The sequence below is a fragment of the Bradyrhizobium sp. CCGUVB14 genome (assembly GCF_024199935.1).
Classification (GTDB): Bacteria; Pseudomonadota; Alphaproteobacteria; order Rhizobiales; family Xanthobacteraceae; genus Bradyrhizobium.
Genome location: NZ_JANADS010000001.1, coordinates 2982622 through 2998442, shown reverse-complemented (window position 1 = coordinate 2998442; position 15821 = coordinate 2982622). Strand labels below are relative to the sequence as shown.

The 15821-nt window shown below is 58.8% G+C and carries 13 protein-coding genes and 1 pseudogene; 8 read left to right on the top strand and 6 right to left on the bottom strand.

Annotated elements, in window-relative coordinates; genetic code table 11:
• The first annotated feature begins 725 nt into the window (after nucleotides 1–725).
• Entirely contained in the window at nucleotides 726–1019 is a 294-nt protein-coding gene (locus tag NLM32_RS13740) for a hypothetical protein (protein ID WP_254129506.1), read from the top strand.
• A gap of 40 nt (nucleotides 1020–1059) precedes the next feature.
• Here the strand turns inward: NLM32_RS13740 and NLM32_RS13735 are convergent, their stop codons facing one another.
• A complete protein-coding gene (locus tag NLM32_RS13735; RefSeq protein ID WP_254129505.1) occupies nucleotides 1060–2589 on the bottom strand; it encodes an undecaprenyl-phosphate glucose phosphotransferase in 1530 nt (509 codons plus the stop codon).
• A 178-nt stretch (nucleotides 2590–2767) separates the two neighbouring features.
• On the opposite strand from NLM32_RS13735, the gene NLM32_RS13730 reads away from it, so the two are divergent.
• Nucleotides 2768–2983, top strand: coding sequence for a hypothetical protein (locus NLM32_RS13730; RefSeq protein ID WP_254129504.1), 216 nt, complete (start codon nucleotides 2768–2770; stop codon nucleotides 2981–2983).
• 701 nt (nucleotides 2984–3684) lie between these two features.
• On the opposite strand, the gene NLM32_RS13725 is transcribed toward NLM32_RS13730, so the two are convergent.
• From NLM32_RS13725 to NLM32_RS13715, 3 genes are all read right to left on the bottom strand, one after another.
• Nucleotides 3685–3987: a hypothetical protein gene (locus NLM32_RS13725; RefSeq protein WP_254129503.1), complete on the bottom strand. Its 303-nt coding sequence runs from the start codon at nucleotides 3985–3987 to the stop codon at nucleotides 3685–3687.
• A gap of 23 nt (nucleotides 3988–4010) precedes the next feature.
• Nucleotides 4011–4694: a hypothetical protein gene (locus NLM32_RS13720; protein WP_254129502.1), complete on the bottom strand. Its 684-nt coding sequence runs from the start codon at nucleotides 4692–4694 to the stop codon at nucleotides 4011–4013.
• 82 nt (nucleotides 4695–4776) lie between these two features.
• Complete coding sequence (locus NLM32_RS13715; protein WP_254129501.1) at nucleotides 4777–5061, bottom strand: hypothetical protein; 285 nt, start codon at nucleotides 5059–5061, stop codon at nucleotides 4777–4779.
• A gap of 284 nt (nucleotides 5062–5345) precedes the next feature.
• Between NLM32_RS13715 and NLM32_RS13710 the strand changes: the two genes are divergently transcribed.
• The 3 genes from NLM32_RS13710 to NLM32_RS13700 are packed head-to-tail and all read left to right on the top strand — an operon-like array spanning nucleotide 5346 to nucleotide 8593.
• The gene (locus tag NLM32_RS13710; protein WP_254129500.1) at nucleotides 5346–6122 is read left to right on the top strand and encodes an alginate O-acetyltransferase AlgF; all 777 of its coding nucleotides are present in this window, start codon (nucleotides 5346–5348) and stop codon (nucleotides 6120–6122) included.
• Between the two features lie 11 nt (nucleotides 6123–6133).
• Nucleotides 6134–7513 (top strand): MBOAT family protein, encoded by a 1380-nt coding sequence (locus NLM32_RS13705; protein ID WP_254129499.1) that lies wholly within the window; start codon nucleotides 6134–6136, stop codon nucleotides 7511–7513.
• Nucleotides 7514–7522: 9 nt separating this feature from the next.
• A complete protein-coding gene (locus tag NLM32_RS13700) occupies nucleotides 7523–8593 on the top strand; it encodes a hypothetical protein (protein ID WP_254129498.1) in 1071 nt (356 codons plus the stop codon).
• A gap of 103 nt (nucleotides 8594–8696) precedes the next feature.
• Here the strand turns inward: NLM32_RS13700 and NLM32_RS46090 are convergent, their stop codons facing one another.
• The gene (locus NLM32_RS46090) at nucleotides 8697–9347 is read right to left on the bottom strand and encodes a PEPxxWA-CTERM sorting domain-containing protein (RefSeq protein WP_254129497.1); all 651 of its coding nucleotides are present in this window, start codon (nucleotides 9345–9347) and stop codon (nucleotides 8697–8699) included.
• 211 nt (nucleotides 9348–9558) lie between these two features.
• On the opposite strand from NLM32_RS46090, the gene NLM32_RS13690 reads away from it, so the two are divergent.
• Complete coding sequence (locus NLM32_RS13690) at nucleotides 9559–10605, top strand: twin-arginine translocation pathway signal (RefSeq protein ID WP_254129496.1); 1047 nt, start codon at nucleotides 9559–9561, stop codon at nucleotides 10603–10605.
• Nucleotides 10606–11029: 424 nt separating this feature from the next.
• Complete coding sequence (locus NLM32_RS13685) at nucleotides 11030–13375, top strand: tetratricopeptide repeat protein (protein WP_254129495.1); 2346 nt, start codon at nucleotides 11030–11032, stop codon at nucleotides 13373–13375.
• 279 nt (nucleotides 13376–13654) lie between these two features.
• On the opposite strand, the gene NLM32_RS13680 is transcribed toward NLM32_RS13685, so the two are convergent.
• Complete coding sequence (locus NLM32_RS13680; protein ID WP_254129494.1) at nucleotides 13655–13822, bottom strand: hypothetical protein; 168 nt, start codon at nucleotides 13820–13822, stop codon at nucleotides 13655–13657.
• A 1427-nt stretch (nucleotides 13823–15249) separates the two neighbouring features.
• On the opposite strand from NLM32_RS13680, the pseudogene NLM32_RS46355 reads away from it, so the two are divergent.
• A pseudogene (locus NLM32_RS46355) lies at nucleotides 15250–15366 on the top strand (PEPxxWA-CTERM sorting domain-containing protein); the annotation flags it as partial.
• Nucleotides 15367–15821: the final 455 nt, after the last annotated feature.

Here is a 15821-nt window from a genome sequence, read left to right as displayed (position 1 = left end):
TTCGGGCGGTCTTTTTTGTTCGGGCCGATTGTTCAGCTCTATCGAGAAATCGCCCTCTCCGACCGATACGAAATGTCGTTCGCTCACCCTGGAGAGTTATAGGGGCACGATCCCTTTCGCAAAGGAACAGCTCCGAACGGCAGCGCGTTGAAATTGCTCAATGACAAACCAGGCCCCTTAATGACGACTTTAGTCTTGACGTCGGCATCGCATTCGCAGCGTTTCTTCTGGCTGCCCTCTGCCGCTACGGCGTGCGCGCGTCGATGTCTGCCCGACTCCCGTGCCAGCGATCTGCGCCCGCGCTTTGAGCCGTCTGCTGCCGATCTAGCACATGTGCCGCTTAACCTTTAGAAGTGAGGTTAATCCGAATCTCGGCTTGATGCGCCGAGTGCCGATGGCATTATTGCACGGACCGGGTGGGACTCGTCTTTCCCCAAATCGAAACCAAAGACCACGATTTCAATCGTCCGGTACGGGGCCGCCAGCAATACCGCCCCCAGATCTGGCGGCCCCGCCTCTTGGGATGAAACGCCGATGCCATTCGAGAACCTCTCCGATTACTTCATCATTCAATCACCGGCGCAGCTTCACGGTGTGCGGCACATTGCCGGGCGCGTTCAGTCCTTACGTCGCCTCCGCTGCCGAAACTTTAGGCATATTGTCATCAGGGTTCCCAAGGGCTAATTTAAACTTATTCTTTTTTCTTCTTTTCCGGTGGGTCTTGGATGCGGATCGTCTTTACGATTTTAACTATTTGGGTTCTGCTCAACATCTTGTTTGTGTTGCTCGTTATTCGTCCGCACAAGCCGCAGCCGACGCCCTTGGCGAAAACGCTCTCGCCGGCTGCCATCAAGCGGAACCAGAACGAAATAGAACGGGACGAGCCCTTGTTGCTTCGCCACGTCGTCGTTTCGGTCGCGATGGGCTTTTTTTTCGTCCTCGCGCCACCGCTGCTAGCGATGTACGACGCGATCATCCGCTTCTTTCGAAAGCCGCCGCCGCCACCTGACGGAAACTGACGTCGGTTACAGCCCTGCTAATTCGCGCAGGGATGATGGATCAATAGGCTTCCTGGAACATGACAGCCGACGCTGTGCGCCCCATGATCTTCAGATCCAGCCAGATGCTCCAATTGTCAACGTACCAGACGTCATACTCAACTCGCTTCTCCATCAGGTCGATCGTCGGCGTTTCGCCACGGAATCCGTTCACCTGAGCCCAGCCCGTCAGGCCCGGCTTCATGTGATGACGATAGACATATTTGCTGATGAGCTCATCATAGTAGTTGTCATGAGCGAGCGCGTGCGGACGCGGTCCCACCAGTGACATATGCCCCCGCAACACGTTCCAGAGCTGCGGCAGTTCGTCGATGCTCGTCATGCGAAGGAAGCGCCCGATCCTGGTGATCCGCGCATCCCTCTTGGTTGCCTGCGTGATCGTCTCGCCATTTTCACACACCGTCATCGTGCGAAACTTCAAGATTTCGAACGGCTTGCCATTAAACCCGCGGCGCGACTGCCGGAAAATGATGGTTCCGGGTGAATCCAGCTTGATCAGAATGGCTACGGTGAGCACCAACGGCGTCAGGAGCACCAGTGCAAACAGGGCTACCCCGACGTCGAGGCATCGTTTCTGCAGCCGTTCGATGATGCTAAGGGGCGGCCGCTGAATCTCGACCGCGACGGTGCCACTTACCGGAAGAAAGGGACGGGCGACGAGATCTGCGATCGGATCGTCCAGCAGCAGGCGTATCGGCTGCGGCACAGCGCGCAGATATGGCCCGAGCTTGCGAAGCATCGGCAGCTCGTTCGAGTCGACCGCGAGCAGATATTCATCGACATCAGCGGAGCGCGATTGGCGGATGACGTCTCGAATCTGCCGGTCCCAGTGGCCATCGTCGCGATCGATCCCGAGGACGAAATGGCGAATGACGTCGAAACCATTCCGCCGCAAGTCCTTGAAGCGGCTCGAGGTGAAATCAAGCGGCTTCAGACTCAGCAAGATCACCTTGCGATCGACCAGCCGACTCCTCGCATAGCTTGTACCGAACACGGCCAGCCAAACGAAGCGGAGACAAACCAGACCGATGCCACCGATCGCAGCGAAGACGATGACGGTGCCACGCGACAGATTGTCCGTCGACTTCAGCAAGAAAGCCGCGACAGCCAGAATGATCAGCGACATCACCCAAATGAAGAGCGCCTTTCGGAGCTGCCAGGCGAGGTCGAGCAAACGGTGCGCCGCATAGATGTCCCGAAAATAGGCAACCATGACGAATACGACCCCGACGAACAACCCGGCTCCTACTGACGCGCCGTCGGCAGGTGAAGCAATCACCGCACCATAGAGGGAAGCCGCAACCACATAACTCAGCAAGATCAGCAGAAAGTCAGCAGCTATGATCACGATCTGAAACGGTCTCTGGAGAGAGTTACCGCGCGTGGACAACAACGCATGCACGCCTCCAGAACCATAAGTTGCAACAGCCATTCGAACCTTTGCGTATCGAGAGAGTATCTGGCGCTCATCGTGATGCTGAAGATTCGCCTCTTCCCCGCGATAGAAGGTGTTAAATGATCGCAGCGACATTGTGGCGTCGCACGCAAAACTTTTCGCGATGCAATCAAACAGATCTCGTGGAAGTTGCTCTTCGAGAATTCACCCGGCGCAAAAAATATCGTCACGACGCTGACACACCAATGCGCCCACTGCCGCATTTTGAATCAGGTTCTGCTTCCAAAATTCGCGCCGTGGGAGTTGCGCGAACATGCAACAGGTCATCTTTGATGCGCTTGTTGCAGCGGCAGCTCTTTGTGCAGGCTCGTCCGTCAATTACGAGAACTTCAATGGATTGCCATCTAAAGATGTATGCACAGCAACTGGCAGAGGCATGCATTTTTTCGTCGCGGCCTATTACTCGGACGAGGTCTCTCTCGACATCAGCACTTTGCGGAGGTGTTGCTTGACACTCACGATCCTCTGATCGTGTTACCCTCGTTGAAGTGCTCGCGCCGCATCCAAGTCAGGTCTGACGAGAGGCTATCCCAATTGATGGGATCATCGTCCAAAACTGCACGGGTCCTCATGGCAAATCTCGTGTCGGACATGCCCATGCCCTTCATGCGCTGCAAGCCGCCAGTGACGAGGTCGACCAGCCCCCAAATTAAACCGTGCTAATTCGCCAAGCGACCCCGCACAGCGATTTCGAAGTTGGACATACACGTTTCGAGGCTCCGACCGGGGCATTCATATAGTTCTTTGGCCAGGTCGCGAAGACGCGTATGGGAGCGTCCTTCCATTTCATCGAGATCAAACGCGATTCTTTCGAGCGCCTGCTGAAGGCGCCGTAGATGGAAAAGGTGGAGTTCTGTTTCGCCCATAGCTTGCCCCTGCACAAGGACGCGGCGAGGAACCGGTCTCGATATGTCCGGAGGCGCTCGACATTCGACGGAACCGAGACCGCGCAGCGGCGGAATAAAAGTCAGTTTAAATAAAATATATATTGTTCGCGATTTTTAAATCGGAATCAATAGCCGTTTAATACGAGGTTCATTCAACCGGCCAGTGGCAGATTGATTGCGGATCGAATGACCTGCCCTTCCACGGACCGGCGCCTGCAATCGTACGATTGACGAGCAAACGGGCCGTGGAGTCTTAAGAATACAGGACCTTTGGCGGCTAGTCTCACAGTTGCACTGAGCAGCGAAGACCACCATTTGCCGCTGCCAATGTCACGGTCACCACCCGGTTCTTCCTGATCGCGAATTCGCAGAGTTTTCGGCTTGTTTCACCGCGTCTCACCTGCAGACTTGCGGTGCCGGTCGGCTGCTGGACGACGAGACTGTTGCGAGCGCCGAAATCGAGCGTGGTTGCATTGAGGACCAGAGTGTCGCCGGCGCCCGGGTTGGCAAAGTTCTTCTTCACCTCGACGAAGCCCGTTTCCTCGCGCCAGTCGCACCCGGCCAATCCCACCGCGACCGCAACCAAGACGGTCGGCGTTAGCCTCAGCCTCATGACTCCGGCGGAGTGAGGCTCCGGATGAAGAGCTTCAATTCTTCCGAGGCTCCCCGCACGTCACCGGCGAGATTCCGCACGACCCTGACCATCTCGTCAGCGTTCTCGACCTCAAGCACCTCGGAAGCATAGTCGCCCCGGGTCTGAACGGTCTTCAGGAGCTGCGCAAATTCGCTGCTGGCCTTGGCCAGGTCGTCCGTCGCTTTCACCATTTCGGCAACGTTCTGATCCCAGCGCTTCTGGAGAGACGACCGCTCTGCCGGCGTGAATTTGGTGTCGTTGCGCATCTGCTCCTGCTTGGAGCGAGCATATTCAAGCGCCCGGGCGCCGAGCCTGGCAATCTCGCCATTGTCCGCGACCAGGCCCAGGGTCTGGGAGATCAGGGCCTGCAGCTCGTCGACCTGCTGCTTCGCGGCGTCAGGCTTGGACAGGGATTCGATTGTCTTTGCCTTCTCCTCGATCCTTGCATTGACGCCTTCGAGGCTCTTGCGAACATCGCCAAGCTGGCTGCGAAAATCGTTGAGCGGCGTCGATGGCGTGGTTGCGGACGCCGCGGCCGTGGATCCGCTCTCTGCGGCGCCAGCCGGGTTTGTCGCAACCATGGCGGCGCAAAGCATAGCAGCGCAGACGGCCCCGCCCAGGGACAAGCTCCGCTGTCTGGGGGTGAACAGATTGGTCATCGCAAACCTCCAGGACTACTGGTAGGACTATGTCGGCCGACTTGCCCGGCGAAGGCTGATCATGCTCGCCAATCGCGGCACATTACCACCAAAAATAGGGAAAAACCCGATACTTCAGCCGCGGATTGCCATAGTAACCGGGGCCCTCATACGGACCGTAGAAATTGCCGTCCCCATAGACCCAGCGCGCGACCGGCTTGCGGACCTGGGGGCGGTAGCAGCGCCCGCCCTCGTCGCAAACCACTTTGACTTGCTCGAGCGCAAGGTTGGAATGAGACGTAGTGGCCTGAGCCAGAAGCGGCGCCGCAGACGCCCCACCTGCCAGCATCATCGAAACACCGGCGATTGCTCCAGCCAGTTTCAGCATTGTCTTGCCCCTCGGATCAGCCCGATTCAAACTCCACAGAGATTAACAATATTAATGGTCTCTTATCCGCAGGACAAGGCCACACGGACAGGCTTGCGGCCGTCTGGCTTTCGCCAAACCTCCGGTGCGATCCATCTGCCACATCGGCCACAAATACCGCGGCGCGAGAGGCCTGGATCAAGCTGGCCGGGACGACCAGAGGGGCGACGAACCACCTCGTCCGACGGGGCTCCTCCGCCCCAGGACATTGCTAACCAATTCCGTTTGCCATGCGACGAGCGCTCATGTCTGCACTGATTTCCGCTCGATTGATTGAATGGTATGTCTGGGTTCGTTCAACCACGCCCAATTCCAGCATGGCCAATTTCTCCCCCTCCCGCGGTCGGCTTTGCCTACGGCTATTCAGCCTTGCCGCACTGCTCATGTCCCTCTCGATCGCCATGGCGCCTCGAAGCCAGGGACAGGAGATCGGCCGCCTGTATGCGACCAGACCACCGCCGGGATATGCCTTCATCAGGGTTGCGACACTCTCCAACGGAGATTTCCCTCACATTGAGGTCAATTCGGCGGATCTGCCGATCAACGAGGCCACGGGACTGAGCGCCTACCGCGCCGTTCCGGGAAACCAGCCGTTGAACCTGGCGGTCAACGGCTCCACGATCTCGAAAGACGTCGTGCCAGGCGCCGAGACGTATCTCACCCTGGTGATCTCGAGAACGAACTCGACCTGGAACGTTCAATCCATTGACGAGGGCCAGAGCTCGAGCGACGGCTTGAAAGCCAAGCTGCGCTTCTTCAATCTCGTACCTGGATGCACGGCCACGCTCAAAATTGCAGATGGTCCGACCATCTTTCAGCAAGCCCCGTTTGCCTCCGTTCAATCCCGAACCATCAATCCCGTAACCGCAAAGCTCGAAGCCTCCTGCAACGAAGCCAACGCCCCCCTGACGCTCCCTCAACTGCGCGCCGGAGATTACTACAGCATATTCCTTCGCACGGATTCCGAGCGGCTTCGTCTTACCGGTCAATTGGATGAGACCGAGCCCTATCGAGAGCGCTAGGCCGCACGCGGATGGTATTCGTCAGCGATTCCTTCGTTTTTCTTTTTCTGCCTATATTTCTGTTCGCTTATGCGATTGTCCCTGCCCGCTTCCGCAATGCCACGATCCTGCTGTTCAGCCTGATCTTTTATGGCTGGTGGCGGTTCGATTTTCTCCCGCTCCTCATGGCCATCGCCTGCTGGTCCTGGGCGACAGGCCTCTGGATCGTTCGAAGCGCAGGCCGCGAGCGTCGGATCGCCCTGCTCGCCGCGATCCTTGCGCCTCTCGCGAGCCTGATCTGGTTCAAATACGCCAACCTGCTCGCTGCAAGCGCACTGGCCCTTGGCGCACCGATCGGGCGTTGGACAGCGATTCCCCTGCCCATCGGCCTTTCATTCTTCGTGTTCGGCGCGATTTCCTACTCGGTGGACGTCTTCAGAAAGACCGTCGCGGCAGAACCAAGTCTCGTGAATTACGCGACCTATCAGGCCATGTTTGGCCACCTCGTCGCAGGTCCCGTGGTTCGCTATCAGTCGGTGGCGGAACGGCTCACGTCACGTTCCTTCGATCTTGCGGAGTTCACCGAGGGATGGCGTCGCTTCATGCTTGGTTTTGGGCAGAAGGTGCTGCTCGGAGATACGCTCGCGCCGCTCGTCGACGCCGGCTATTCGCTACCGAACCCCAGCGCCGCCGACGTCGCTTTGACGGTCACCGCTTACACTCTGCACCTCTACTTCGATTTTGCTGGCTATAGCAGCATGGCCATCGGGCTAGGCCTGATGGTTGGCCTGAAGTTTCCGGAGAACTTCGACAATCCCTATCTGAGCAAATCGATCACCGATTTCTGGCGTCGCTGGCACATCAGCCTGTCAAGCTGGCTCCGCGACTACCTGTATATACCACTTGGCGGAAACCGCGTGGGCAAGGTTCGCTCCTATTTCAACTTGCTGGTGACGATGGCCCTCGGCGGCCTCTGGCACGGCGCGAGCTGGACCTTTCTGGTCTGGGGCGTTTGGCATGGGCTGGGGTTGATCGCAGCACGACTCTGGAGCGCGGCCGGCGCGCCTACGATCCCGGCACTCATCTCACATCTCCTAACAATGATTTTCGTCATGATCGGCTGGCTGCTGTTTCGTGCTCAGGACTGGCAGGTTGCCCAAACGATGATGTCGGGGCTGCTGGGTTTTAACGGCCTGTCCTTTTCGTCATCGATGACTGCGGCGGCGAGGCCAACCGAACTGCTGACGCTCTGGCTGGGTCTGCTCGTGGTCTACGCGCCGGCGCTCCCCAACTCCCCGCTGCGGCGCTATATCGCGCGCCCACCGTTCGAATTGGCGCTGCTCTTGTGGCTCTGCGCCTTATGGACGATGCAAAGCCGCACCGTCATTCCGTTCCTGTACTTCCAGTTCTAGGGGGCGCGCATGACGATCAGGGCTCTCCTCGTACTCGCAGTGATCTTCTCAGGGCTGGCCGCGGTGCTGACCAGAGGCCACGAAGCGCTCGGCGAGGTGCTGAGAACGACGACTGTGAGTGATCTCACCGATGGCCGTTTTGCCCAGCACGTCGACAAGGCGATCTTCCATGCAGTGCCGCGGAGCTCCGCACCCGACGGATTGGTGGTCGGCCTACAGTATCGTCTGCTGCATGATGCGGGTCGTCAGGTTCACGCGGGATGCGGTGATTGGCTCTATTCGATGGAGGAGCTGCGGGCTGATCGATCTGATGCCGACAACATGAAGGCGCGAGCAGAATTGCTGCCCTATCTTGCGCGCTCGGTGTCACGGCTCGGCGCTGCCCTGGTGATCGTACCGGTCCCGGACAAAGCTCAACAGGTCGAAGACCAATTGTGTGGCCTTGCGGCGCTCCAGTCCCGAAGCCGTGACCGCTTTCGGGCGGAGCTTGCGAGAGTTGACGGCGCGATCCTTGTTGACGTGAGGGCCAATTGGCCGCGACCGGGATATTGGCACCTGGATACACATTGGGATCAATCCGGCGCCCGATTTGCAGCAAACCGGATCGCAAAAGCGATCATGGAGACCGTCGGCCCCGGTCACGACAAGATCCGATTGTCCGAAGGCGCGTTGCGCAACCGGACAGGTGATCTCGCCCGGCTTGCAGGCCTGATCGAGGCGCCGATCCGGCTGGCACCTGCGCCCGAGCAGGAGCGCGACGTGAAGGCTGAAATTGAGCGCAGCGGCGGCTTGCTTGACGATGCCGAGGATGCGTCCGTCATCCTTGCCGGCTCGTCCTTCTCGCTGAATTCGGCGTTCGCAGACTATTTGCAGGCGGCCCTGTCGCGTGAAGTCACGCAGATCAGCGAGCCAGGAGGCGGCTTTGCCGGAGCTTTGCTGGGACTGCTCGAAAGAAATCCCGGCGGGTTGGCAAAGGCCAAGGTCATCATATGGGAGTGGCCGATGCGATCGTTAACCGCGCCGCTCAACGATGCGGAGCGGCGCTTTCTCGATCGGTCGCGCAGACAAGCTGCACCATAAGACCGTTTAGCTGCGCAAATATCGCCGAACGATTGCCGTCAACGCCAGAAAGCAAGAAGGCCGCCTCTCGGCGGCCTTCGCGTTTGAGACTACATCGCGTCGCTCAGGCAAGCCGCACGCTTCCAGCAGAGCGGCGATAGGCCAGGAAGCCGACACCGAGGAAGCCGAAGATCATCATCGCCCAGGTCGAGGGCTCCGGAACGGCGGAGATCGTGGTGGAGAAGAAAGCCTCGCCGGTCGCATCAGGGCTCGACCAGATCCACTGTGCGTTCGTGGAAATATTGTTCAGGGGATGACCGCCGTTGTTGTTGGTCCAAATGTTCGAACCACCGTTCGTACCATAGCTGATCGGGGTTCCGGACGGCGCGCTATTCCAGTTCGCCGCTCCGCCGGTGGCATCGGTCGCGCGCCAGTCGGTTGTATTGGTCAGGAGGGATTGAGTGCCGTTTGCGAAAACATAGTTGCCGGTCAACGAGAACTGACCAATGAACGCATCCGGATTGCCGCCAGCCATGTTGGCTGGACCGCCGAAATTGTCACCGACGACATGAAGATAGTAGGTGCCGGACGTGAGGGGGGTCGAGAACGAATAAGTCGTCGGCCAGTTGTTGCCCGAAGCGAGGAGCGTACCGAGAGTCGAGTCGCTCGTGCTGATGTAGACTGAGAACTGGTTGTCGGCCGTGAGGTTACCCGTCACCGTCGCGGCCTGAGATGCCGTTGCGCTAAGTCCGGAAAACGCCACGGCGAAGGCCACAGCAGTCGCATATTTAATATTCATTACCCAACTCCCTAAATTATTTAAATTTTAACCGATTGCTAAATCTTTAGCGGCTGATGCCCCCCCTGTCAATTGACCAGAAACTAATCATACGAAGTATTAACTTGTGAGCCGATGCCCTCTTGGTGCCAGGTCAGTTTCAGCTATCGTCACCCCAGAACCGTCAAACAAACCAGTCCTAACTTGCATGACTTTTGCCCAGCCTGCGCCGGAACCACCGAGCTTTTGTCCCGTCAGCAGCCATCTGATTAAATTCAAAAAAATGTTCGCGGCGGCGGCAGGACTCCTTCTGTGCCTTGCGGCGATGCCTGTTCAGGCGAATGACGCCGTCGTGGAAGGCAAGTCCAATTGGCTCTTCGCCGGCTGGGAGAGCCTGACGACGGCAAAACCGGAGGCCGAAAAGGCCTCGCTCCGGTTGATCTCGGAGACAGCAACCCTGTTTGCCGAGAAGAACATTAAACTGATCGTCGTCGTCGTCCCCCTGAAGCCGCGCTATTACGAGGCCCAGCTCCCCGATGGCGCAGCCATGTCCGATCTCGTGCGGGGGCGCTACGACCGGCTGCTCACCGACCTCCGCATCGCGGGCATCAAGGCCCCCGACGTTCGGGACGCGCTAAGGACCGTCCTGGCGGGGAAAAAGGAGGTCTTTTACCGTACGGATTTCCACTGGACGACTTTTGCTTCGGAAGCGACCGCGGATTTAGTCGCCGATTCGATCACGGCCGAAGGACCACTGCCGGGAAAGCCGGGCAGCGGAGCTCCGCTCGGCGAATGGATGAGCGACCGGCACCTGGGCGACCTCGCCGCCAACTTCCTGTCTCCGGAGCGAAAGCGGGCCATCGGGCCCGAAGCCTACTTCATCCGGGCCGCCATCAAACCGGCGGCCGGACTGCTCGACGCAGATCCTTCCCCGGTCGCGGTGGTCGGCAACAGCTTCGTGCAGCCCTATTTCGGGTTTCCGCAGCGCCTGTCCAACAAGATCGACAGGCCGATCGCCTTGAAATGGAATGCCGGGGATATCGGCCCTTGGGCCACGCTGCTGCAATGTCTTCAATCGACCGAATTCATGACGCCCTCCGTCAGATATCTGGTTTGGCAGTTCAACGAGGCGCAAATCCAGAACGGACCCGACGCCGTTGGCGAATGGGCTCCACAGAGTATTTCCAGTCCAGCCGCATGGCGCGCCAAGCTCGCGGGGCTTTTAAAAATCGATGAAAAGCTTAATTTTCCATAACAGGTGGTTTGCCGCCTGAAAGTACTGGGAAAACATCGAAGCATTTGCGCAACACACCGCGAAAAATCATGATTTTTGAATGTCTTGTCGCGGCCGTGCATCAAATTCCGGTTCCGCCGGATCGACCTCTCAGGTAATCTCCGCGACGTAATTTTTTATCCGCCTGATGGGGGCCATGTTTAATTGGGGTGCTGAACGTCCAGGACGACGTAAGCTGCGGGCTGCCATAGGCGGTCTTCTGCTTTCGCTTGTCGTGGTCTGCCCGGCAGGCGCCCAACCCGCTGATCCGGATCGTCCGCTCGAAGGCGAAGCCTACACCTCTGCCGAAGAGGCGTATAAAGCGTTTGGACAAGGCAACTATCAAGCGGCCGCAAGCCAGGCTGCTTCATCGGTCGCGCTGCGGCCGGATATCCTCCGCTTGCGATTGCTGCTGATTGACTCGCTGGTTGCCGCAGGAAATCTCGCATCGGCTGAACAGGCGACTGCGGCGGCGCTAGCGACCTTTGCCTCGAACCTGGAGCTCGAGTCCCGGCAAGCCAGCATTCGCCAGCGCCTTGCCCAGCAGCCGGCTGGCGAGGGCTATAAGGCGCTTGAACGGGGTGACACCAAGGCGGCCATACGTGCTGCTCGCAAGGCCGTGGAGTACGGGCCGGACGTGATGTCCTACCGCCTGCTTCTGCTCGCTGCCCAACTCGCCGACAATAGTTTTGCAGGGGCCGCCGAGACCGCATCGGAGGCGATCAAGCTCGATCCCGGCAATTACGTGCCGGTGGTCTGGCGGGGTTATATCTACCAGAAGCTCGGCAACAGGACCCTCGCTGCGGCCGACTTCAATGCAGCACTCGGTCTTCCCGATCTCACCGACGCAGAGAAAAAGCAGATCCGATTGATTGCGGCCGACGCGGCCCTAGCGTCAGGCGACGCCCGAGCGGTCCAGAACCTGCTTCAACCATATCCCAGAACGGACCCGCTGGTTGTCACACGGATCGGTGACGCTGATGCGGCTGCCGAAGGCAAGGCGACGCTGAAGGGCGATGGCAAGCTCATGCCAATGCCGGTGCAGGATTGCCGCGATACGCCATATGGCTCGGTGTGCAATCTGCAGGCACCGCTCGTTCAAAGCATTGCTACGCCAATCGACAAGAAGGCCGAGGGCATCGAAGCCGCTGGAAAGGCCTACGAGGCCAGTCGGGCCAAGAACTATGGCGTTGCGATCGAGGAAGCCAAGAAGGCGATCGCCGACGCGCCCGAGATCGCCAGCACCCGACTGCTGCTGATTAATCTGCAGCTCACGGCGGGCCGGCCGGCCGAGGCCGAAGCCACAGCGAGCCGCGCGATCGCGGACGGCGTGGCCACCGCCGATATCTACGCCCAGCGGGGATTTGCGCGGGGCCGTATCGGCAATGACAAGGGCGCGATGGCAGATTGGGAGACTGCGCTTGCGCGAGGAATTCCGGCCGAGCAAGTTCGGAATGTCCGTCTCGCGCTGGTCGACACCGCGCTGAAGACCAAGGATCTGCAACGGGCACTGCGCTCCATTCCGCGCGCAGGCCTTGACTATGAATTCACCATCCGGCGCGCCTTCGCTTATCAAGGCCTAGGCCGGAAGGAAGAGGCCTTGCGAGACTTCAGGTCCGCTGAGCACCTGTCGGTGACCAACGTTCAGCGGGATGGTGCCATCCAGGCGCAGATCAACACGCTGCTCGAGCTGGATCGCAAGCCCGAAGCACGGGCGATCTTCGACGCGGCAATCGCGCGCGGCCAACTCCGGTCAATCAGGGACGCAGACGTGGCCTATATCGGCGTTGCGGTCGGCAACGATAAGGTGGCGCTGGAGCTGTTCGATCGTGCCAAAGCCAATGGTGCGCTTCCTCCCCGGGCGACCATCGATGCCGGCTACACGGCGATGCGGCAATTTCAGAATCCGAAGGCCATTGCCTACCTGAAGGAAGGCGTCGATGCGAAGGCGGACGGACGCATCAATATTGACGACCAGAAGCTGTTCGAGACACGGCGGACGGTCGCCGATCTGACCCGCGTCTGGGGGGTCAACAGCTCGATTTCCTACGGCAAGGTTGGATCAGCTCCCAATCCCTTCCTGACGATCAACTCGCCCACAAGCACCTACACGTCGCAGCTGGGATCCGAGTTCTATTACCGACCCGAGGAGTTCGGAAACCGCAACGGCGCACTGTTCGAGGTTTTCGGCCGGCTGTTCGAGACGCTGTATGATCAGGCTGGCGGACCCACCGGGCTGCGTACGACCCAGGGCATGGCAGGCGCGCGGTGGAAACCGTTCTCCGACCACAACCTCGTTCTTGAGGTCGACAAACTGTTCAGGCTCGGCGACGCGGCTCGCGATGACACGCTGCTCAGAGCTGCCTATTCCTACACGGTCGGAACTGACTTGCGGGCGATCGATACTCATTGGCCGACATGGTACATTTACACGGAGGTCGACCGCTTCTTCGAGAAGACACAGCTGGTCGGGCTGTTCGAGGGACGCTTTGGTCACAGCTTCCGGCTGGATCCGATCAGCAGAAACCTGGTGTTCTTCCCGCACGCTGTCATTGCGGCCAGCTATGACGATTCGTTCGCGGTTCGCGACGCCTACTCCGCGGGCGTCGGTGGCTCGATCCGCTACTGGTTTGGCGAGACAAAGTATATTGCGCCTCCCTCATATTGGGAGCTGACGTTGCAGTACCGATTCAGGCTTGCCGGCGACAAGCGCGCCGAGGGCATTTTCGCGCAGACGTCCATCAATTATTGAGCAGCCGGTGTGTGAAAGTGTTCACGCGACTGCAGCGAGGTCATCACGCGTGTCACTTTGCGGAATCGGCTTGTTCGCCTGTCCGAACCAACCGGCCGTCAGCGCGATCTGATCAACCCGGCAACGTTCAACTTCGAAGGACCGCCCTCGGGTGGTCCTTTTCTCGACGTTGGTCTTAGGCGCCAAAGATCCACACGATTCCCGTGGTGATCGCCCAGAGCCAGGCAACCATCCCGACCACGAGAGACGTGACGTAAAGCGAACGCATTTTTCAAATCCTTAGTGACGGTCGAGGCGCCAGGTATCGGCCTCGAGGACCCGCTGCCTTAGCCGCAAGACTTCAAGGTAGCGCTCAGCAATGGTTTCGCCGACCGGAGGCCGCTTTGGCATCCGCTTGGCCTTCTTCAATTCACGGGATTTCCGTACCTTCGGAAATGCGCCTTTCATGAAAATCTCCAAGGTCTAACAAGAAGCAAAACGCGTACCAACGCATTGAACCAAGATTGAGCGAAGCGACGCCGGTCACGCGACTGCAGCGTAGTTCGATCAAAGTCCCGCGGGTCCGTTCAGCATGTAAAAATCCAAGCCAAGCAATTGACCACAGCAACACCACTCCACGTGGTGAACGCAGCGCGTGAAAATTCGGGCATGCGTGATGAGGTTATTGGTGCGGTATTGTCGCGAAGCCTAACGCCATGGCGGAGTTTTCGTCAATTTGATTCTGGCCAACGGCGTGAAATGCGCATTGGACATGAATGGCCGTTTATAAAGATGAACAGGTCTAGCTAACGCTGATCGCGCGCGAGGGCTGCAAAGAATGCACGGTCGTGAAGCCCGACGGCTACGGAAGTTTCGTCCCGCGATATGCGCGTAACCAACCACGCCTGGCGCACCAATCTCCGAATGAGGATGCGGCAAATGGCCCGGACGTCCGTTGCCTCAATGTCATCAAGGCATCGGATCCGTCGTGCCGACGTTTCCCTCATTCAAAGAGGACAGACGTTCACCGCTTCGACCACGGGCGCGCTTACCGATTTTCGGTTCACGCTGAATGGCTCGACCATCCCTTCGCTTTATGGCGCCATGTATTTGTGGGACGGCTCCAAGCCAACCACGCTGCTCTGGCAGAACCCCGTGGTGCACGCAGCCCGGCCTTCTCGACTTCTCTCCTGTGGGGCCGACGAGGAGCACCCAAGACCGGGAACCTGCAGAGCAGTTATGACCAAAGGTTCACACGCCGTACATAAGAACAAGGTCATCTCGGCGATTTTAATCCTATTTTATCCTTACACGTTGACCGGGTTACGAAATCGGCCTACGCGGAAAACGCGACTTAAACAGAATTAAACCAAAAAGTATGAACGGGGCAGAAAATGAAAATCAAGAGCATTGTCTTGGCTGGTTTGGCTGCGACGCCCCTCCTCTGGAGCGCGCCAAGCCGGGCTGCGCTTGTTTATAGTTATTCAACGAGCGGATGCTTCACGAGCGGACCGAGCTGCACGGCCGCCCCGACTGCCTCGACTGGCGGAGCCGTGCGCGGCGAAGGCGGGCTCAACTTCAAGGGGACGACGGCTACCAACAAGTCGGGGCCGAATCTCAACCTCGGCAGCATGTCGCTTCAGAACATCCTGTTCGACGACCCATCCGCGACTACGTTCGACCTGAAGGTCTCGTTCACGTCGCCGAATGGCGCCGGCTCGAGCATGTTTACCGCGGACCTCGTCGGCTTGATTTTCCTCGGTCTCGGCTACGTCGAAATCGATTTTGGCAAGGCCCAGACAATTAAATACGATGGCGGCTCGTTCAAACTGGCGATCGACGACATTTTTCTGTATTCGCTCGATGCCAAGGATCCGATCACCGGCCACGTGACGCCGATCGCCGGCGCGGTGCCTGAGCCTTCCACCTGGGCCATGATGGTTCTGGGCTTCAGCGGTCTCGGTTTCATGACCTATCGTCGCAAGCGGGCGATGGCGACCGCTGCAATCTGAGGGCTCTCGGGAGGCATGCCAGCCTGACTTCATCGCGCGAGATCTGCCCGGTCGGGCACGAAGTCGACAGGCTCCTTGATGAGCCCAGCTAGCCAGCGCCCCAGCTCCGATCCGAACTCGGAGCTGGGGTTTGTGTTTGTGCCGGACCATGTTGGTTGCGGGAATTGGCTTCCTGGCAGGGCCCATTTTCGTTCGAGCTTCATGACGGAGCACGGAGCCGGCCCGGGTAGCGCGCCTTAGCTCAGCCTAGAAACTTGTTCTTCATTCTTACTGGCGGGTGGCCCGCGAAGTATGAGCCTCAAGCAACCGCTGCCTTAGCCGCAAGACTTCAAGATACTGCTCCGCGATACTTTCGGGAGTCGGAGCTTTCTTGCGAATCCGCTTCGACTTCCTTGCCTCACGCAGCTTCGGTGCCTTCGGCAGTACCTCTTTCATGAAAATCCCCCGCCCCAAAA

Excerpts from the sequence above, each read along its gene's own strand:
- NLM32_RS13690 (WP_254129496.1), top strand. The coding sequence starts at position 9,559 with ATGACTTTTGCCCAGCCTGCGCCGGAACCACCGAGCTTTTGTCCCGTC.
- NLM32_RS13735 (WP_254129505.1), bottom strand. The coding sequence starts at position 2,589 with ATGTCGCTGCGATCATTTAACACCTTCTATCGCGGGGAAGAGGCGAAT.
- NLM32_RS13730 (WP_254129504.1), top strand. The coding sequence starts at position 2,768 with ATGCAACAGGTCATCTTTGATGCGCTTGTTGCAGCGGCAGCTCTTTGT.
- NLM32_RS13705 (WP_254129499.1), top strand. The coding sequence starts at position 6,134 with ATGGTATTCGTCAGCGATTCCTTCGTTTTTCTTTTTCTGCCTATATTT.
- NLM32_RS13710 (WP_254129500.1), top strand. The coding sequence starts at position 5,346 with ATGTCTGCACTGATTTCCGCTCGATTGATTGAATGGTATGTCTGGGTT.
- NLM32_RS13680 (WP_254129494.1), bottom strand. The coding sequence starts at position 13,822 with ATGAAAGGCGCATTTCCGAAGGTACGGAAATCCCGTGAATTGAAGAAG.
- NLM32_RS13715 (WP_254129501.1), bottom strand. The coding sequence starts at position 5,061 with ATGCTGAAACTGGCTGGAGCAATCGCCGGTGTTTCGATGATGCTGGCA.
- NLM32_RS13720 (WP_254129502.1), bottom strand. The coding sequence starts at position 4,694 with ATGACCAATCTGTTCACCCCCAGACAGCGGAGCTTGTCCCTGGGCGGG.
- NLM32_RS13700 (WP_254129498.1), top strand. The coding sequence starts at position 7,523 with ATGACGATCAGGGCTCTCCTCGTACTCGCAGTGATCTTCTCAGGGCTG.
- NLM32_RS13740 (WP_254129506.1), top strand. The coding sequence starts at position 726 with ATGCGGATCGTCTTTACGATTTTAACTATTTGGGTTCTGCTCAACATC.